We start from the raw sequence: 19,221 nt of genomic DNA on the forward strand, positions 1-19,221 counted from the left end.
CAATGACCAAACTCCTCATCGACGGCATCGAGGTCGACGTTCCCGCCGACTACACCGTGCTCCAGGCCTGCGAGGCCGCGGGCGCCGAAGTGCCGCGCTTCTGTTTCCATGAGCGCCTCTCCATCGCCGGCAATTGCCGCATGTGCCTGGTCGAGGTGAAGGGCGGCCCACCCAAGCCCCAGGCCTCCTGCGCCATCGGCGTGCGCGATCTGCGCCCCGGCCCCAATGGCGAGCCGCCGGTCGTCTCGACCAAATCGCCCATGGTCAAAAAGGCGCGCGAGGGGGTGATGGAGTTCCTCCTGATCAACCACCCGCTGGATTGCCCGATCTGCGACCAGGGCGGCGAATGCGATCTGCAGGACCAGGCCATGGCCTATGGCGTGGATAATTCCCGCTATGCCGAGAACAAGCGCGCGGTCGAGGACAAATATATCGGCCCGCTGGTGAAGACCTCGATGACGCGCTGCATCCAGTGCACGCGCTGCGTCCGCTTCACCACCGAAGTCGCAGGTGGCACCGATCTCGGCGCGATCGGTCGCGGCGAGGACATGGAGATCACGACCTATCTCGAACAGGCGATGACCTCCGAATTGCAGGGCAATATCGTCGATCTCTGCCCGGTCGGCGCGCTGACCTCGAAGCCCTATCAGAACAAGGCCCGGCCCTGGGAGCTGACCAAGACCGAATCCATCGACGTGATGGACGCGGTCGGCTCGGCGATCCGCGTCGATTCCCGTGGCCGCGAGGTGATGCGCATCCTGCCGCGCATCAACGAGGCGGTGAACGAGGAGTGGATCTCCGACAAGACCCGCCACATCGTCGACGGCCTGCGCACGCAGCGGCTCGACCGGCCCTATATCCGCCAGAACGGCACGCTGAAGCCCGCAAGCTGGAACGAGGCCTTCGCGCTGATCGCTGCGAAGGTGAAGGCGGCCAAGCCTGAAAAGATCGGCGCGATCGCTGGCGATCTTGCCGCGGTCGAGGAGATGTTCGCGCTGAAAAGCCTGATGGCTTCGCTCGGCAGCGCCAATCTCGATGGCCGCCAGGACGGCACGAAGCTCGATCCGAAGTTCGGCCGATCCTCCTACATCCTGAACGCGGGCATCGCTGGTCTCGACGAGGCGGATTCGCTGCTGATCATCGGCGCCAACCCGCGCAAGGAAGCGCCGATCCTGAATGCGCGCATCCGCAAGCGCTGGCTGCGCGGCGATTTCAAGGTCAGCCTGATCGGCGAGAAGGTCGATCTGACCTATGATTATGACTATCTCGGCGCCGGCAGCGATACGCTGGCCGAACTGATCAAGACGGCTACCGCAGCCAAGGCCAAGCCCATGGTTCTGGTCGGGCAGGGCGCTCTCACCCGTGCCGACGGCGCGGCGATCCTGTCGATGGCCGCCAAGGCGGCGCAGGTGCTGGGCGGTGCAGGCGAAGGCTGGAACGGTTTTGGCGTGCTGCACACGGCCGCCGCCCGCGTCGGCTCGCTCGATCTCGGCTTCGTGCCAGGCGAGGGCGGTCTCGATGTCGCCGGCATGCTGAGCCCGGGTGCGCTCGATGTGCTCTTCCTGCTCGGCGCCGACGAGATCGACGTGCCGGCGGGCGCTTTCGTGATCTATCAGGGCACGCATGGCGACAAGGGCGCTCATCGCGCCGACGTCATCCTGCCGGGCGCGGCCTATACCGAGAAGTCCGGCACCTACGCCAATACCGAGGGCCGGGTGCAGATGACCGATCGCGCCACCTTCCCGCCGGGCGACGCCCGCGAGGATTGGGCGATCCTGCGTGCGCTTTCCGCCGCGCTCGGCAAGACCTTGCCCTTCGACTCGCTCGCAGGCCTGCGCAAAGCGCTCTACGAGGCCTGTCCGCATTTCGCGGCTCTCGACAGCCTGCCAGCGTCGGATGCGAGCGGGCTCGGCAAGCTCGCAGGTCTTGGCGGCAAGGCCGAGAAGGCCGGCTTCGTCTCGCCCGTTAGTGATTTCTACCAGACCAACCCGATCGCGCGCGCATCCGCCGTGATGGCCGAATGTTCGGCGCTGGCCTCAGGCCGGTTGCGGCAGGCGGCGGAGTAAGCGGCCATGAACTGGGATCTCGTCCTCGACCTCGCGATCATGCTCGGCAAGAGCCTGTTGCTGCTGGTCTGTCTGCTCGTCTTCATCGCCTATATCCTGCTCGCCGACCGCAAGATCTGGGCGGCGGTGCAGTTGCGTCGCGGCCCCAACGTGGTCGGGCCCTTCGGCCTGTTCCAGAGTTTCGCCGATCTGCTGAAATTCGCCTTCAAGGAGCCGATCATCCCGTCCAGCGCCAATAAGGGCGTGTTCCTGCTGGCGCCATTGATCTCCTGCTTCCTGTCGCTGGGCGCCTGGGCGGTCATTCCGGTGGCGGAAGGCTGGGCGATCGCGGACATCAATGTCGGCGTGCTCTACATCCTGGCGATCTCGTCGCTGGGGGTCTACGGCGTGATCATGGCCGGCTGGGCCTCGAACTCGAAATACCCCTTCATGGGCGCGCTGCGCTCGGCGGCGCAGATGGTCTCCTACGAGGTCTCGATCGGCTTCGTCATCATCACGGTGCTGCTCTGCGTCGGTTCGCTCAACCTGACCGCGATCGTCGAGGCGCAGAACACCAGTTGGGGCATGCTGCGCTGGTACTGGCTGCCGCTCTTCCCGATGTTCATCGTCTTCTTCATCTCGGCCCTGGCCGAGACGAACCGCCCGCCTTTCGACCTGCCGGAAGCGGAATCGGAACTCGTCGCCGGCTTCATGGTCGAGTATTCCTCGACGCCCTATCTGCTGTTCATGCTCGGCGAATACGTGGCGATCATGACCATGTGCTCGCTGACGACGATCCTGTTCCTCGGGGGCTGGCTGCCGCCGTTCCCGATCGCGCCCTTCACCTGGTTGCCGGGCGTGTTCTGGTTCGCGCTCAAGGTCTGCCTCGTCTTCTTCATGTTCGCGATGGTGAAGGCCTTCGTGCCGCGCTACCGCTACGACCAGTTGATGCGCCTGGGCTGGAAGGTCTTCCTGCCGCTCTCGCTGGTCTCGGTCGTGGTCGTGGCCTTCGTGCTGCAGGTCACGGGCTGGGGTCCGGTGCGGTGATGATGACCACCCTGACGATGCATAAGGATTTTGTGCGATGACACTCGCTCAAGCCGCCAAGGGTCTGCTCCTCAAGGAGTTCGTCGGGGCGTTCGTCCTGTCGATGCGCTATTTCTTCAAGCCGAAGGCGACGCTGAACTACCCCTTCGAGAAGGGCATGCTCTCGCCGCGCTTCCGGGGCGAGCACGCTTTGCGCCGCTACCCCAATGGCGAGGAACGCTGCATCGCCTGCAAGCTCTGCGAGGCGATCTGCCCGGCCCAGGCCATCACCATCGAGGCCGGGCCGCGCCGCAATGACGGCACGCGCCGCACGACGCGCTACGACATCGACATGACGAAGTGCATCTATTGCGGCTTCTGCCAGGAGGCATGCCCGGTCGACGCCATCGTCGAGGGACCGAATTTCGAGTTCGCGACCGAGACCCGCGAGGAGCTGTTCTACGACAAGGACAGGCTGCTCGCGAACGGCGCGCGCTGGGAGCGCGAGATCGCGCGCAACATCGCGATGGACGCTCCTTACCGGTAAGGGGACAGGGCCCGTCGCGCGGTTGTCGCTCGCGATGGGCCTGACTATAGACGCTCCAAACTGCGCCCGGCCCGAGAGTCGGTCGCTTTGCAACGAGGACCGCCCGCAAGGGCGGAAAGGCTGGCCAGGATGAACGCCTCAGCGGCTTTCTTCTATCTCTTCGCAGGCGTCACCGTCGCTTCGGCGTTCATGGTGGTGACCTCGCGCAATCCCGTTCATTCGGTGCTGTTCCTGATCCTCGCCTTCGTCAACGCGGCGGGGCTGTTCATGCTGCTTGGCGCCGAGTTCCTGGCGATGCTGCTGATCGTGGTCTATGTCGGCGCGGTCGCGGTGCTGTTCCTCTTCGTGGTGATGATGCTCGACGTCGATTTCGCCGAGTTCCGCCAGGGCTTCCTGAACTATCTGCCGATCGGAGCGCTGATCGGCCTGATCTTCGCGGTCGAATTGCTGCTGGTGGTCGGAGCCTGGGTCATCGATCCCAAGATCGTCAGCACGCCGGTGGCCCCGATCCCGGCCAATCTGACCAACACCGCGGCGCTCGGCCAGGTGCTCTACACGCAGTACATTTACTACTTCCAGGCGGCCGGGCTCGTCCTGCTCGTCGCCATGATCGGCGCCATCGTGCTGACCCTGCGCGAGCGTGTCGGCATCAAGCGCCAGGACGTCACCCAGCAGAACGCCCGCACCAAGGCGACTGCAATGGAAGTGAAGCAGGTTCCTTCCCGCGCCGGCATCGAGGAGACGGTCTGATGATCGGACTGGGCCATTATCTCGCCGTCAGCGCGATCCTGTTCACGCTCGGCGTGCTCGGCATCTTCATCAACCGCAAGAACGTCATCGTCATCCTGATGTCGATCGAGCTCATCCTGCTCGCGGTCAACATCAACTTCGTCGCCTTCTCGAGCTTCCTGAACGATATCGTCGGCCAGGTCTTCGCGCTTCTGGTGCTGACGGTTGCGGCGGCTGAAGCCGCTATCGGGCTCGCCATCCTCGTCGTCTACTTCCGCAACCGCGGCACGATCGCGGTGGAAGACATCAACATGATGAAAGGCTGAGCGCAAAGAGCGCCCGGATCCAGCCCATGTATCACGCGATCGTCTTCCTCCCTCTGATCGGCTTCCTGATCGCTGGCCTTTTCGGCCGGCTGATCGGCGCGCGCGGCTCGGAGATCGTTACCACCTCGCTGCTGGTCGTCTCGGCGGTCCTGTCCTGGATCGCCTTCTTCCAGGTCGGCTTCGGCCACGGCACCACCCGCGTCCAGATCGCAACTTGGATGGCGTCAGGCGATCTGCGCGTCGACTGGGCCTTCCGCGTGGACACGCTGACCGCGGTGATGCTGGTCGTCGTCAACACCGTCTCCTGCCTCGTGCACCTCTACTCGATCGGCTACATGCACGAGGATCCGCATCGGCCGCGCTTCTTCGCGTATCTGTCGCTCTTCACCTTCGCCATGCTGATGCTGATCACTGCGGACAACCTCGTCCAGATGTTCTTCGGTTGGGAAGGCGTGGGCTTGGCCTCCTATCTGCTGATCGGCTTCTGGTACCAGAAGCCCTCGGCCAATGCGGCGGCAATGAAGGCCTTCATCGTCAACCGTGTCGGCGATTTCGGCTTCGCGCTCGGCATCTTCCTGGTCTTCGTGCTGTTCGGCTCGGTCGGCTTCGATGCGATCTTCCCGCGCGTCGGCGATCTGACCAATCAAAGCTTCAAGTTTCTCGGCCATGAGTGGCATGCGCTGACGCTGGCGAGCCTGCTGCTGTTCATGGGCGCCATGGGCAAGTCGGCGCAGTTCCTGCTGCACACCTGGCTGCCGGACGCGATGGAAGGCCCGACCCCGGTCTCGGCGCTGATCCATGCCGCGACCATGGTCACCGCCGGTGTCTTCATGGTTGCGCGGCTCTCGCCGATCTTCGAATACGCGCCGGTCGCGCTGACCGTCGTCGTCGTCATCGGCGCGACGACCGCCTTCTTCGCCGCGACGGTCGGCCTGGTTCAGAACGACATCAAGCGTGTCATCGCCTATTCGACCTGCTCGCAGCTCGGCTACATGTTCGTGGCGCTCGGCGTCGGCAATTACGGCGCCGGCATCTTCCACCTGTTCACCCACGCCTTCTTCAAGGCGCTGCTTTTCCTCGGCGCGGGCTCGGTCATCCATGCGATGCATCACGAGCAGGACATGCGGAACATGGGTGGCCTGCGTAAGCACATCCCGCTGACGGCCGCGGCCATGACCATTGGCACGCTGGCGCTGACTGGCTTCCCGGGCTTCGCCGGCTACTTCTCCAAGGACGCCATCATCGAGAGCGCCTATGCCTCGGTGGCGCATGGCGGTTTTGCCAGCTCCTATGCCTTCGTGCTGCTGGTCGCAGCCGCTTGCATGACCTCGTTCTATTCCTGGCGGCTCTATTTCATGACCTTCGAGGGCAAGCCGCGCTGGGGCGCGGACGCCCATGCCGCTCACGGCCACGATGCTCACGGCCATGACGACCACGCTCATGACGATCATCACGGCCATGGCCATGACCACACGCCGCATGAGAGCCCGTGGGTGATGCTGATCCCGCTTGCCGTGCTCTCGCTCGGCGCGCTCGCGGCCGGCTTCGTCTTCAAGGACGCCTTCATCGGCCACGACTTCGAGCATTTCTGGAAGTCGGCCTTGTTCATGGGCAAGGACAACCACATCCTGCACGCGATGCATGAAGTGCCGGGCTGGGTCGTGGCCTCGCCGTTCATTGCGATGGTGCTGGGCTTCCTGTTTGCCTTCTACTGCTACGTGCTGCGGCCCGATGTGCCCGGCAAGCTCGCGGCCGCCAATCCGGCGCTCTACAAATTCCTGCTGAACAAGTGGTATTTCGACGAGCTCTACGACTTCCTGTTCGTGAAGCCGGCGATGTGGCTCGGCAAGTTCCTCTGGAAGAAGGGCGACGGTTTCGTCATCGACGGCATGGGGCCGGACGGAATTTCCGCCCGCGTCGTCGACGTCACCAACCGGGTGGTTCGCCTCCAGACCGGCTATGTCTATCACTATGCCTTCGCCATGCTGATCGGCGTTGCGGGCTTTGTGACCTGGTATCTCGTGGCGCGCGGGTGAGATGATGTTCGGCTTCGGTATCCTCACCGGTCTTCTCGTCCTGCCGCTGGTCGGCGCGGCCTTCATCCTGGCGCAGCGCGGCGACGAGGCCTCGGTCGACTCGAATGCGCGCTATGCGGCGCTGGCGGCGACGATCGCGACCTTCGTGCTGGCGCTGGTCGCCTGGGGCCGCTTCGAGCCGGGCAATCCCGGCTTCCAGATGGTCGAGACCCATGGCTGGGTCTCCGACGCGATCAAGTTCAAGCTCGGCGTCGACGGCTTCTCCTTCCCCTTCGTGGTGCTGACCGCCTTCCTGATGCCGTTCTGCATCCTGGCGTCGTGGACATCCGTAACGAAGCGGGTGCGCGAATACATGGTCGCGTTCCTGATCTTGGAGACGCTGATGATCGGCGTCTTCGTGGCGCTCGACCTCGTGCTGTTCTACCTGTTCTTCGAGGCCGGCCTGATCCCGATGTTCCTGATCATCGGCATCTGGGGCGGCAAGCGCCGGGTCTACGCCTCCTACAAATTCTTCCTCTACACGCTGCTCGGCTCGGTCCTGCTGCTGCTGGCGCTGATGGCGATGTACTGGAACGCCGGCACCACCGACATCCCGACGCTGCTGGCGCATAAATTCCCGGTCGGCATGCAGACCTGGCTGTGGCTTGCCTTCTTCGCCTCCTTCGCGGTGAAGATGCCGATGTGGCCGGTCCATACCTGGCTGCCTGACGCACACGTCGAAGCGCCCACCGCAGGCTCCGTCATCCTGGCGGCGATCCTGCTGAAGATGGGCGGCTACGGCTTCATCCGCTTCTCGATCCCGATGTTCCCGGAGGCGTCGCAATATTTCGCGCCCTTCGTCTTCGCGCTCTCGGTTATCGCCATCGTCTACACCTCGCTGGTGGCGCTGATGCAGGAGGACATCAAGAAGCTGATCGCCTACTCCTCGGTGGCGCATATGGGCTTCGTCACCATGGGCCTGTTCACCCTGACGGCGCAGGGCATCCAGGGCGCTATGTTCCAGATGGTCAGCCACGGGCTGGTCTCGGGCGCGCTCTTTCTTTGCGTCGGCGTCGTCTATGACCGCATGCATACCCGCGAGATCGCGGCCTATGGCGGGCTGGTCAACCGCATGCCGATCTACGCCGTCATCTTCATGGTCTTCACCATGGCCAATGTCGGTCTTCCCGGTACGGCCGGCTTCGTCGGTGAGTTCCTGACGCTGCTGGGCGCCTTCAAGGCCAATCCCTGGGTTGCCTTCATCGCGACCTCGGGCGTCATCCTGTCCGCGGCTTACGCGCTTTGGCTCTATCGCCGCGTCATGTTCGGCGAGTTGGTTAAGCCGGAGCTCAAGGGCATCATGGATCTGAACAACCGCGAGATCGTGATCCTCGTGCCGCTCGTCATGCTGACGGTCTGGTACGGCATCCGCCCCGGCACGATCCTCGACGCGTTCGCTGCGCCGACCGAAGCCCTCATCAAGAATTATCAGGCCGCACTCACCGCCGCGAAAACGGCGATGCTGGTCGTTCAGTAAGGTTTGGCCGTGATGACCGTTCCCGCCCTCGGCCCCGCTCTGCCGGAAATCATCCTCGCGCTTGGCGCCATTGCCATGGTGCTGGTCGGCGCGATCAAGGGGGAGCGTTCGACGCGCCTGCTCGAAGGCGCGGCGATCGCGCTTTTCGTGCTCGCGCTCGTCCTGGTGCTCTCGGGCGAGGGCAAGCTCATCACCTTCAATGGCAGCTTCGTCGCTGACGGATTTGCCCGCTTCATGAAGGTGCTGACGCTGCTGGGCGCGGCGGCCACAATCCTACTCTCCTCCGATGCCTTGCGCCGCAGCGGCTCGATGCGCTTCGAATTCCCGATCCTCGTCGTGCTGGCGACGATCGGCATGATGATGATGATCTCGGCCAACGATCTGATCAGCCTCTATGTCGGCCTGGAACTGCAGTCGCTGGCGCTTTACGTCGTTGCCGCCTTCGACCGCGACAATGCGAAGTCGACCGAGGCCGGCCTGAAATACTTTGTCCTCGGCGCGCTCTCCTCGGGCATGCTGCTTTACGGTTCGTCGCTGGTCTACGGCTTCACCGGCACAGTGAGTTTCCCGGGCATCGCGGCTGCCACCCAGGGCGGTCATGCCGGCATTGGGCTGATCTTCGGCATCGTCTTCATCGCGGCGGGCGTCGCCTTCAAGATCTCGGCCGTGCCGTTCCATATGTGGACGCCCGACGTCTATGAGGGTGCGCCGACCCCGGTCGCCGCCTTCTTCGCCTCGGCTCCCAAGATGGCGGCCATGGCGATGGTGGTGCGCGTCTTCGTCGGCGCCTTCCCGGGCGCGCTGCATGACTGGCAGCAGATCATCATCTTCATCGCGATCGCCTCGATGGCGCTGGGCGCCTTCGCGGCGATCGGCCAGAGCAACATCAAGCGCCTGCTCGCCTATTCCTCGATTGCCAATATGGGCTATGCGCTGGTCGGCCTCGCCGCGGGCACCGCCAACGGCGTGCAGGGCGTCATGGTCTATATGGCGATCTATCTCGCCACGACGCTGGGCGCCTTCGCCTGCGTCCTGCTGATGCGCCGCGACGGCAAGCCGGTCGAGAACATCAGCGAGCTCGCCGGTCTCTCGCGCACCAATCCCTGGATGGCGTTCGCGCTGTCGATGATGATGTTCTCGCTCGCCGGCATTCCGCCTCTGGCCGGCTTCTGGGCGAAGTTCTACGTCTTCCTCGCCGCGATCGAGGCCAAGCTCTATGTCCTGGCCGTGGTCGGCGTGGTGACCAGCGTGGTTGGCGCCTATTACTATCTGCGCCTGGTCAAGATCATCTATTTCGACGACGCCAAGCCCGCCTTCGAGAAGGGCGATATCGGCGTGCGCGCCGTGCTCCTGATCTCGGCGGCCTTCGTGCTGGTGCTGTCGCTGGCCCCCGCGCCGCTGCTCAATTCGGCGGCCGCGGCGGCGAAGTCGCTGTTCTGAATGCAGCACCCGTCATGCTCGGGCTCGACCCGAGCATCTCTCGACAGAGATCTCGGGTTTGCGTGGGGCTTGTCCTTGGGCCGGCCAAAGGCCGGACCCGAGGGCTTCGCCCGAGAATGACGGGAACGCTCCATGATCGCCGAAGCAGCCCGCGCCGCCGGTTACCGTCTGATCGTCCGTGACGAGGTCGGCTCCACCATGGAGGAGGCGCGACGTGCGCTCGACCAGGGCGATGCCGGTAAGCTCTGGATCGTCGCGCGCAGCCAGAACGCCGGTCGTGGCCGCCATGGCCGGCAATGGGGGTCGCCGCCCGGCAATCTCTATGTCAGCCTGCTGTTGACCGCACCTTGCGAGCCGGCGCTTGCGCCGCAGCTCGGCTTCGTCGCCGGATTGGCGCTGCATGACGCCGCAGCTGCCGTCACGGGGCTGGCGGCTCCCGATCTTGCTCTGAAATGGCCAAACGACCTGCTGATCGAGCGCGCCAAGACGGCGGGCCTCCTGCTGGAAGGTGAGAGCCGGGCAGGGCGGCTCAATGTGATCATCGGCTTCGGCGTCAACATCGCCTCCTGCGCGCAAAACACGCCCTATCCGGCGAGTTTCCTGAAGCAGCATCGGCCTGCTGCCAGCATCGAGGCGATGCTGACGGCGCTCAGCGAGGCCTGGCTTGCGCGCTTCAGCGCCTGGCAGCAGCCCGGTGGTTTCGGTCCAACGCGCGCCGCCTGGCTGGATCGCGCCGCCTTTCTCGGCGAAACGATCACGATCAGGCTGCCGGAAGGCCCGCTCGAAGGGCGCTTCATCGGGCTCGACCCATCCGGCCGGCTCGAAATGGACACCGCCACCGGCCGCCGTGCCATCGATGCCGGCGATCTGTTTTTCGGCCCGCCGGCCTGAACCACACGCATTGGCGCGGTCGCGCTATGGAGACCTGCCGCCCAGCATGGTAGGGCTCCCGCTCATCTCCCGCGTTCATACGCCGATCCATATTCCAGTCAGGATATTCAGTGACCCGTTCCAGTGATCAACTCGTCTTCGTTCCCCTCGGCGGCCTCGGCGAGATCGGCATGAACGCCGCGCTCTACGGGTTCGGGCCGGAAGGGCGGCGGAAATGGATCCTGGTCGATTGCGGCCTGTCCTTCGCCGGCCCCGAGGTTCCCGGCGTCGACATCATCCTGCCCGACCTGCGCTACATCATCGAAGAGCGCGCCAATCTGCTCGGCATCATCATCACCCACGCGCATGAGGACCATATCGGCGCGCTCGCGGCCTTGTGGCCCAGCCTGCGCGCGCCGGTCTATTGCACGCGCTTCGCCGCCGGCCTCCTGGCGACGCGCCGGCTTTCCGAGCCGGGCGCGCCCAAGGTGCCTATGCATGTGGTGGCGCAGGGCGGCCGCGTGACGCTCGGCCCCTTCGACATCGAATTCGTGCCGGTGGCGCATTCGATCCCCGAATCGAACGCGCTGGCGATCCGCACCCCGGTCGGCCTCGTCGTCCATACCGGCGACTGGAAGATCGACCCGACGCCGCAGGTCGGCCTGCCGACCGACGAGAAGCGGCTGCGCGAACTCGGCGACGAAGGCGTGCTCGCGCTGATCTGCGACTCGACCAATGTCATGCGCGACGGCACCAGCCCGAGCGAGGCCGATGTCGCGGCCAAGCTGAAGGAACTGGTGCATTCCGCACCGGGCCGCGTCGCCGTCACCACCTTCGCCTCCAACGTCGCGCGCCTGCGCGCCGTCGCCGAGGCCGCGATGGCTGATCAGCGCGAGGTCGTCGTTGTTGGGCGCGCCATGGACCGCGTCATCGATGTCGCGCGCGAATGCGGCTATCTCGACGGCATCCCGGCCTTCCGCTCGGCCGACACCTATGGCTATCTGCCGCGCGACAAGGTCGTGGCGCTGCTCACCGGCAGCCAGGGCGAGCCGCGCGCGGCGCTCTCGCGCATCGCCTCCGACGATCATCCCGAGATCGCGCTTTCGCCCGGCGACCGGGTGATCTTCTCGTCGCGCACCATTCCCGGCAATGAGAAGGCCGTCGGCAACATCCTGAACGCGCTCGCGCGCGACAATATCGAGATCATCACCGACCGCACCCATCTCGTCCATGTCTCGGGGCATCCGCGCCGCGAGGAGATGGCCAGGCTTTATGGCTGGCTGAAGCCGAAGATCGTCATCCCCGCCCATGGCGAGGATCTGCATCTGTCGGAGCACGCCATCTTCGCACGTGGGCTCGGCGTCAAGACCGTGGTGCGTGCCGGCAATGGCGATGTCGTCGCGATCACACCCGACGGCGCCAGCAAGGTCGACGAGGTCACGCATGGCCGCCTCTATCAGGACGGTACGCTGCTGGTGAACGCGCTGGAGAAGACCATCTCCGAGCGCCGGAAGCTCTCCTTCGCCGGTATGATCTCGGTCGCGGTCGCTATCGACGAGAAGGGCGGGCTCGCCGGCGATCCCGAGATCGCGGTGCTGGGCCTGCCGCCGAGGACGCGCGATGGCACCGATTTCGACGAATATGTCGCCGAGGCTGTCTCCGAATTGATCGACGGCATCCCCAAGGCGCGCCGGCGCGATCCCGAGGCGCTCCGCAATGCGCTGGAGCGCGGCCTGCGCAGTGCCGTCAATGAGGAATGGGGCAAGAAGCCGCTGGTGCATGCGCTGGTGATCGAGGTTTAAGCTGGCACGACTTTGCTCGGAACCACCGCGTCATCCCGGACGCAGCGAAGCGGAGATCCGGGATCCATCGTAGGGAACTGCGCTCTACAATGGATCCCGGATCGGCGCTGCTGCGCAGCTTGTCCGGGATGACCGTGTGGTTCAGAGCCAGGATGGTAAGCTCGATGAAGGGAAAGCCATGATCGGACGCCTCAACCACGTCGCCATTGCCGTGAAGGATCTCACGGCCTCGACGGCGCTCTATCGCGATACGCTGGGCGCGCGGGTTTCGCAGCCGCTGCCGCAGCCCGAGCATGGCGTGATTGTGGTCTTCGTGGAATTGCCGAACACCAAGATCGAATTGCTGGAGCCGACGGGCCCTGACTCGCCCGTCGCGAAATTCCTCGAGCGCAATCCCGATGGCGGCATCCACCACATCTGCTACGAGGTCGACGACATCCTGGCTGCCCGCGATCGATTGAAGGCGACAGGGGCGCGCGTTCTGGGATCCGGAGAGCCGCGCATCGGCGCCCATGGCAAGCCGGTGCTGTTCCTGCACCCCAAGGATTTCTGCGGCACGCTCGTCGAGCTCGAGCAGGCCTGAGTGCGATGGACGAGATCACCTTCTTCGGCGAGCCGGAAGCGGGATCGCCGCGCCCTTTCAGCGCCGCAACGCGGGCGGGCGGCCTGATTTTCGTCTCCGGCCATTCGGCGCCGCATGATCCCGAGCGTGGCGTCTTTCGCGGTGACACGCCAGCCGAGGAGGTTCGCAACGCATTGGCGAAGATCGCCGAGATCCTGGCGCAGGCGGGCAGCAGCCTCGATCGCGTCGTGCAGGTCTCGATGCTGATCACCAACCCCGACGACTATGCCGCCTGCAACGCCGAATATGTGAAGCATTTTCCGGGCGGGTTGCCGGCACGCCATACGGCCCGTTTCGGCGTGCCGACGCAGGCGCGCGTCGCCTTTTCCTGCATCGCACTCGCCGGCGATGAGACAAGGGATGACCGCTCATGACCATTGCCGGCGGGCTCGCCGTTTATTTCGTGATCTGGTGGACGGTGCTGTTTGCCGTGCTGCCTTTCGGCGTGCGCAGTCAGGCTGAGGCCGGCGAGGTCACGGACGGCACTGAACCGGGCGCGCCGGTTCTTCCGGGCCTGCTCAAGAAGGCCTTGATCACCTCGGTCATCGCCGGGGTGGTCTTTGCGCTCGTCTGGTATATCTGGGCGAAGTTCGATCTTTAGTCTTCGCGCGTTGGACTTCAAAAAGAAAAAGGCAAGGCCAATGCCTTGCCTTGGAAGTCTGTTTTTACCGCAGTAACGGCACGCATCTCATCGCGCGCGACTCATATACTAGGCGGGCGTTTGTTCCTCCCGAGACCTGGTCCGCAGCGCTTTGATAATCGCAAAGCGTGTCCAGCCACGAATGATTAGCGGATTATGACGGGGCTGTCACCACTTTAGGCATGTGCAGCCTGATCTTTTTGCAAGTTTATTCTGCGTTGCACTTGTGCGGTGCAGCAAAGTTCTATCTGGGGCGTTTTCCCGCCTTGTTCCGGCCAAAGGATGCCGCTAGGCGAGTGCCTGACCAGCCGGGCTCGCCGGTTGCCATGGAGATCGTCTATGCTGCGCAGCTCTCTCGCCGCTCTTGCCCTCATCGCCTCGCTCGGCATGGCCCAGGCCCAGGCACCGGACCCGGCCAATACACTGGTCCTGGAGACCAAGGACGGGCCTGTGACGATCCGGCTGCGGCCCGATCTCGCGCCCAAGCATGTCGCGCAGATCAAGGCGCTGACCAAGCGCGGCTTCTATGACGGCATCGTCTTCCACCGCGTCATCGACGGCTTTATGGCCCAGACCGGCGACCCGACCGGCACCGGCACCGGCAAGTCCGATCTGCCGAACCTGCCGGCCGAATTCACCCCGACGCCTTACAAGGTCGGCTCGGTCGGCATGGCCCGCTCGCAATCGCCGGATTCCGCCAATTCGCAGTTCTTCATCTGCTTTGAGGGCTGCGGTTCCCTGACCGGCCAGTACACGCTGTTTGGCGAGGTCGTCTCCGGTATGGACGCCGTGCGCAAGATCAAGAAGGGCAGCCAATCGGCCAATGGCCAGGTTACGAACCCCGACAAGATCGTCCGCATGCGCCTGCAGGCCGACGCCAAGTAACGGCGAACCACAAGCAGGACCAGTCAGGGGAGGGCCGTGACAATGCTGCGCGCGGCTCTCACCTGTCTCGCTCTGCTGCTGGTCGCGGGCTCAGCCGGCGCGCAGGAGACGCGCGATCTCGGCCTGCCGCCGGCCTCCGGGTCGCAAAATCCCGTCCTGCCGCCGCCATCCGGTTCGCAGAACCCCATTCTGCCGCCGCAGTCGGGGCAGCGCTACATGCCTGGCGTCGGCGGTCCGTTCAGCGGGGACGACATACCCGGCAGCGGCTATCGCAGGATCAGGCCGCCGCGTGAGTCGGGCAGCGGCGAGGTCGGTGTCGTGGGCGGGCTTGCGCCTTCGACGAAACCGTTCGAAGGCGAGGCGCTCGCTCGTCTCATCGATATCGCGCCTGCCTTGCGGCGCTGCTGGCATCCGCCCGTCATCGATGGCCCCGATACAGGCGTCATGGCGACGGTCAGGTTCAGCCTGCGCCGTGACGGCTCGCTCTTCGGCCAACCGCGCGTGAGCTGGGAAACCAGGCGGACCGACCCGGCCCTGCGCCAGCGTTTCACGGACTCCGTCGTCGCCGCCGTTCGCGATTGCACACCGATGAGGTTGTCGCCGCAGCTCGGAGCGAGTATCGCGGGGCGACCTTTTTCCATTCGCTTCCACGGCCGTGCGCCGTTTACAGAAAGGCAGATCTGATGTCGCTCGATCCCGAGAACACCCTCGTCATGGAAACCACCAAGGGCAAAGTCGTCATCAAGCTGCGCCCCGACCTGGCTCCCGGCCATGTCGAGCGCCTCAAGACGCTCTCGCGCCAGGGCTTTTATGACGGCATCGTCTTCCACCGCGTCATCGACGGCTTCATGGCTCAGGTCGGCTGCCCGCATGGCACCGGCACCGGCGGCTCGGAGCTGCCCGACCTGAAGGCCGAGTTCAATGCGCAGCCACATGTGCGCGGCATCTGCTCGATGGCTCGCTCGCAGAACCCGAACTCGGCCAACAGCCAGTTCTTCATCGTCTTCGACGATGCCCGCTTCCTCGACAAGCAGTACACCGCCTGGGGCGAAGTCGTTGAAGGCATGGAGAATGTCGACAAGATCAAGCGCGGCGAGCCCGTGCGCGATCCCGACTCCATCGTCTCGATGAAGGTTCTGGCCGACGTGGCCTGATCCAAGCTGTGGATGTCGAGCTCTTCGATTTCGACCTCCCAGAAGACCGCATCGCGCTGAGGCCCGCCAGCCCGCGCGATGCGGCGCGTCTGCTCGTCGTCAGGCCTGATGCGCTCGAGCCTTTCGAGGATCGCGGTATCCGCGACCTCGTCGGCCTGCTCCAGCCGGGGGATGCGCTTGTCCTGAACGACACCCGCGTCATCCCCTCGCGGCTGCGCGGCCGCCGCTTCCGGGGTGAGACGTCCGCCGGCATCGAGATCATGCTGCATAAGCGCGAGGGCGCCGATCGCTGGCTCGCCTTCGCCCGCCCGGCTAAGAAGCTCACTATTGGCGAGATGATCGTCTTCGGTGAGGCCGGAGCGAGCAATGTCTGCGAACTCGGCCGACTCGAAGCCGAGGTTCTGTCCAAAGGCGAGGGCGGCGAGGTCGAGTTGCGCTTCGCTCTGTCAGGGCCAATGCTCGATGAGGCCATTGCGCGGCTCGGTGAACTGCCGCTGCCGCCCTATATCGCCGGCAAGCGCCCGACCGACCACCAGGATGCAAGCGACTACCAGACCATGCATGCCCGCGAGGACGGTGCGGTCGCCGCTCCGACGGCTGGCCTGCATTTCACGCCGGATCTTGTCGCCGCGCTCGATGCATACGGAGTCTCGCGCCACCTCGTTACGCTGCATGTCGGAGCGGGGACCTTCTTGCCTGTGAAGGTGGACGACACAAGCGAGCACCGCATGCATGCGGAATGGGGCAGCGTCTCGGTCGAGACGGCCGCTGCGCTGAATGCGGTCAAGGCAAAGGGCGGGCGCATTGTCGCGGTCGGCACGACCTCGCTGCGCCTGCTCGAAAGTGCAACCGGCGAGGATAACGTCATCGCGCATTTCTCCGGTGATACCGCGATCTTCATCACGCCAGGCTATCGTTTCCGTGCCGTCGACCTGCTGCTGACCAATTTCCACCTGCCGCGCTCGACGTTGTTCATGCTTGTCTCGGCCTTCTGCGGTCTCGACATCATGAAACGCGCCTATGCCCATGCGATCGCGGAAAATTACCGCTTCTACTCCTATGGCGACGCCAGCCTGCTGCATCGCGGCGCGTAGCCCTCATCCTGGGGAGCAGCCGGAGGCTTGCGTCTCGAAGGATGCTCCAGACGGTTCCAGAGCGTCCGGGACCATCCTTCGAGACGCGCTCCCTACGGAAGCGCTCCTCAGGATGAGGGCTGGAGAGTCCAAAGCCTATGCAGGTCGGTGTCGTGTTCCGGCTCGCAATCGCCGCGCGGAAATGCTAACCGGCACGGCAACAAGGGAATTCTGACGGGCCATGGCCGATATTTTTCGCGAAATCGATGAAGAGGTGCGCCGCGACAAGGCGGCGGCCATCTGGAGCAAATACGGCAACGTCTTCGTCGCGCTGGCCGTGCTGGCCGTGCTCGCTGTCGCGGGCTGGCAGTATTGGCTCCATCGCGAGAACCAGGCCTCCCAGGCCGTCGGCGCGCGGCTCGAAGCCGCGCTGAAATCCTCGCGCGACGGCAATGGCGCGGAGGCCGAAACGATCCTGAAGGAGCTCGCTGAGGGCGCTCCCGCCGGCTATCGCCAGATCGCGCGCTTCCGTCTTGCTGCCGAGACCGCCAAGCGCGATGCCGCTGCCGGTGTCACGGCGTTCGATGCGCTCGCCAATGATGGCGGGCTCGATCAGCTCTATCGCGATCTGGCGCGCCTGCGCGCCGGCATGCTGCGCGTTGATCTCGCGCCCTATGCCGAGGTCAAGACGGCGCTGGAGCCGCTGGTGACGCCTCAGGGCGTCTGGCGCCATTCGGCGCGGGAGATGCTGGGCATCGCTGCGCTCAAGGCCAATCTCTTCGAGGATGCCGGGCGCTGGTTCGATGCGATCGTCACCGACCCACAAGCGCCGCAGGTGCTGCGCCAGCGCACCGATCTCTACCTCGCTCTGGTTCGCGGCGGTGCAGTCGAGACGAAGAACTGAGTTCCCACGAACGAGGTTTGCGAGAATTTCATTTGTAGCGCTGGTCATCCCGAGCGACCCTAGGGGGATCCGGGATGACCGTGCGTTTTTATCGACTGCGAAGGAGCCGACGTCGTTGGACCACGCAGGCGAAACAGGAATAGTTGACACGCAATGACCGCCATCGTCGCCATCATCGGCCGCCCTAATGTCGGCAAGTCGACGCTGTTCAACCGGCTCGTCGGCAAGAAGCTCGCGCTCGTCGACGACCGGCCCGGCGTGACGCGCGACCGGCGTGAGGGTGAAGCCTCGCTCGGACATCTGCGCTTCAACGTAATCGATACGGCCGGCCTGGAAGAGGCCGACAAGGATTCGCTCTTGGGCCGGATGCGCGCGCAGACGGAAACCGCGATCGCCCAGGCTGACGTCATCCTGTTCATGATCGATGCGCGGCTCGGTCTCACGCCGATGGATCAGCCCTTCGCCGATCTGGTGCGCAAATCCGGCAAGCCCGTCATCCTGCTCGCCAACAAGGCCGAGGGGAAGAAGGGGCTGGACGGTATCTTCGAATCCTATGCGCTGGGCCTCGGCGATCCCGTGCCGTTCTCGGCCGAGCACGGCGAGGGCACCTCCGACCTGCTGGAGGCGCTCGCGCCCTTCGTCGATGACGAGCCGGAAGAGGAAGAGGCCTTCGACGAGAGCTATGGCGACAAGCGCTGGGTGGATGTCCCGGCCGCCGCTGGCGATGAAGACGAAGAGTACAACGATCCGAACAAGCCGCTGCGCGTCACCATCATCGGCCGCCCCAATGCCGGCAAGTCGACACTGGTCAACCGGATGATCGGTGAGGAACGGCTGCTGACCGGCCCCGAGGCCGGCATCACCCGCGACACCATCTCCGTCGACTATGAATGGCGTGGCCGCCCCGTAAAACTGTTCGATACGGCCGGTATGCGCAAGCGCGCCCGCATCGAGGAAAAGCTCGAGAAGATGTCGGTGCAGGACGCGCTGCGCGCGATCCGCTTCGCCGAAGTCGTCGTCGTGCTGCTGGATGCCACGATCCCATTCGAGAAGCAGGATCTGACGCTCGTCGATTTCACCGAACGCGAGGGCCGCACCGTCGTCATCGGCCTGAACAAATGGGATCTCGTCGCCGACAAGAACGGCTTGCTGGCGGAGTTGAAGGAGAAGGCCAAGCATTTGCTCGCGCAGGTGCGCGGCGTGCCGATCGTGCCGCTTTCGGGGCTTGCCGGCGAGGGAATCGACCGCTTGATGCAGGCGGTGTTCGAGAGCTACGACGTCTGGAATCGTCGCGTCTCGACGGCCCGAATCAACCGCTGGCTGGAAGGCGTGCTCTCGGCCCATCCGCCACCAGCCGTCGCAGGCCGGCGCATCAAGATCCGCTACATGACGCAGGCCAAGGCGCGCCCGCCGACCTTCGCGCTCTTCGGCAACCAGCTCGACCATCTGCCGGTGTCCTACACCCGCTATCTGGTCAACAACCTGCGCGAGGCCTTCGAACTGCCGGGCACGCCGATCCGCCTGCATACGCGCGGCGGCGAAAACCCTTACGACAAAGGCAAGAAGTAGCGCGGTTCTTGCCTTCTCCCTGGCGGGAAGGGGGACG

Annotated in this window: 19 protein-coding genes; all 19 read left to right on the forward strand. The window is 64.7% G+C overall.

Annotated features, from left to right (window positions below):
• The first annotated feature begins 2 nt into the window (after positions 1–2).
• Entirely contained in the window at positions 3–2,066 is a 2,064-nt protein-coding gene (nuoG, locus tag ACSQ3P_RS04585) for an NADH-quinone oxidoreductase subunit NuoG (protein WP_436164433.1), read from the forward strand.
• 6 nt (positions 2,067–2,072) lie between these two features.
• Positions 2,073–3,092, forward strand: a complete 1,020-nt coding sequence (gene nuoH, locus ACSQ3P_RS04590; RefSeq protein WP_436164434.1) for an NADH-quinone oxidoreductase subunit NuoH — start codon at positions 2,073–2,075, stop codon at positions 3,090–3,092.
• 37 nt (positions 3,093–3,129) lie between these two features.
• Positions 3,130–3,618 carry an NADH-quinone oxidoreductase subunit NuoI gene (gene nuoI / locus ACSQ3P_RS04595; protein ID WP_103716946.1) on the forward strand — a complete coding sequence of 163 codons (489 nt, stop codon included), beginning with the start codon at positions 3,130–3,132 and terminating at the stop codon, positions 3,616–3,618.
• Between the two features lie 129 nt (positions 3,619–3,747).
• A complete protein-coding gene (locus ACSQ3P_RS04600) occupies positions 3,748–4,368 on the forward strand; it encodes an NADH-quinone oxidoreductase subunit J (RefSeq protein ID WP_069691721.1) in 621 nt (206 codons plus the stop codon).
• Positions 4,365–4,673, forward strand: a complete 309-nt coding sequence (gene nuoK / locus ACSQ3P_RS04605; RefSeq protein ID WP_092165894.1) for an NADH-quinone oxidoreductase subunit NuoK — start codon at positions 4,365–4,367, stop codon at positions 4,671–4,673. Before ACSQ3P_RS04600 ends, nuoK begins: the two co-directional genes overlap by 4 nt.
• A 26-nt stretch (positions 4,674–4,699) precedes the next feature.
• Complete coding sequence (nuoL, locus tag ACSQ3P_RS04610; protein WP_436164435.1) at positions 4,700–6,709, forward strand: NADH-quinone oxidoreductase subunit L; 2,010 nt, start codon at positions 4,700–4,702, stop codon at positions 6,707–6,709.
• 4 nt (positions 6,710–6,713) lie between these two features.
• The gene (locus ACSQ3P_RS04615) at positions 6,714–8,225 is read left to right on the forward strand and encodes an NADH-quinone oxidoreductase subunit M (RefSeq protein ID WP_436164436.1); all 1,512 of its coding nucleotides are present in this window, start codon (positions 6,714–6,716) and stop codon (positions 8,223–8,225) included.
• Between the two features lie 12 nt (positions 8,226–8,237).
• Positions 8,238–9,665 (forward strand): NADH-quinone oxidoreductase subunit NuoN, encoded by a 1,428-nt coding sequence (gene nuoN / locus ACSQ3P_RS04620; RefSeq protein ID WP_310149320.1) that lies wholly within the window; start codon positions 8,238–8,240, stop codon positions 9,663–9,665.
• A gap of 132 nt (positions 9,666–9,797) precedes the next feature.
• Positions 9,798–10,556 carry a biotin--[acetyl-CoA-carboxylase] ligase gene (locus tag ACSQ3P_RS04625; RefSeq protein WP_436164437.1) on the forward strand — a complete coding sequence of 253 codons (759 nt, stop codon included), beginning with the start codon at positions 9,798–9,800 and terminating at the stop codon, positions 10,554–10,556.
• Positions 10,557–10,666: 110 nt separating this feature from the next.
• The gene (locus tag ACSQ3P_RS04630) at positions 10,667–12,337 is read left to right on the forward strand and encodes a ribonuclease J (RefSeq protein WP_436164438.1); all 1,671 of its coding nucleotides are present in this window, start codon (positions 10,667–10,669) and stop codon (positions 12,335–12,337) included.
• Positions 12,338–12,515: 178 nt separating this feature from the next.
• Entirely contained in the window at positions 12,516–12,920 is a 405-nt protein-coding gene (gene mce, locus ACSQ3P_RS04635) for a methylmalonyl-CoA epimerase (protein WP_436164439.1), read from the forward strand.
• Positions 12,921–12,925: 5 nt separating this feature from the next.
• Complete coding sequence (locus ACSQ3P_RS04640) at positions 12,926–13,333, forward strand: RidA family protein (protein WP_436164440.1); 408 nt, start codon at positions 12,926–12,928, stop codon at positions 13,331–13,333.
• Positions 13,330–13,560: a DUF1467 family protein gene (locus ACSQ3P_RS04645; RefSeq protein ID WP_069691713.1), complete on the forward strand. Its 231-nt coding sequence runs from the start codon at positions 13,330–13,332 to the stop codon at positions 13,558–13,560. The genes ACSQ3P_RS04640 and ACSQ3P_RS04645 overlap by 4 nt, the downstream gene beginning before the upstream one ends.
• Positions 13,561–13,938: 378 nt before the next feature.
• Entirely contained in the window at positions 13,939–14,484 is a 546-nt protein-coding gene (locus tag ACSQ3P_RS04650; protein WP_069691712.1) for a peptidylprolyl isomerase, read from the forward strand.
• A gap of 36 nt (positions 14,485–14,520) precedes the next feature.
• Positions 14,521–15,168, forward strand: a complete 648-nt coding sequence (locus ACSQ3P_RS04655) for a hypothetical protein (protein WP_436164441.1) — start codon at positions 14,521–14,523, stop codon at positions 15,166–15,168.
• Positions 15,168–15,638 carry a peptidylprolyl isomerase gene (locus tag ACSQ3P_RS04660; RefSeq protein ID WP_069691710.1) on the forward strand — a complete coding sequence of 157 codons (471 nt, stop codon included), beginning with the start codon at positions 15,168–15,170 and terminating at the stop codon, positions 15,636–15,638. Before ACSQ3P_RS04655 ends, ACSQ3P_RS04660 begins: the two co-directional genes overlap by 1 nt.
• Positions 15,639–15,646: 8 nt before the next feature.
• Entirely contained in the window at positions 15,647–16,732 is a 1,086-nt protein-coding gene (gene queA, locus ACSQ3P_RS04665) for a tRNA preQ1(34) S-adenosylmethionine ribosyltransferase-isomerase QueA (protein ID WP_436164442.1), read from the forward strand.
• Between the two features lie 220 nt (positions 16,733–16,952).
• Entirely contained in the window at positions 16,953–17,615 is a 663-nt protein-coding gene (locus tag ACSQ3P_RS04670; RefSeq protein ID WP_436164443.1) for a tetratricopeptide repeat protein, read from the forward strand.
• Positions 17,616–17,768: 153 nt separating this feature from the next.
• Positions 17,769–19,184: a ribosome biogenesis GTPase Der gene (der, locus tag ACSQ3P_RS04675; RefSeq protein WP_436164444.1), complete on the forward strand. Its 1,416-nt coding sequence runs from the start codon at positions 17,769–17,771 to the stop codon at positions 19,182–19,184.
• The last annotated feature ends 37 nt before the right edge of the window (positions 19,185–19,221 follow it).

The organism is Allobosea sp. LjRoot9 (assembly GCF_964252745.1).
Taxonomy (GTDB): Bacteria; Pseudomonadota; Alphaproteobacteria; order Rhizobiales; family Beijerinckiaceae; genus Allobosea.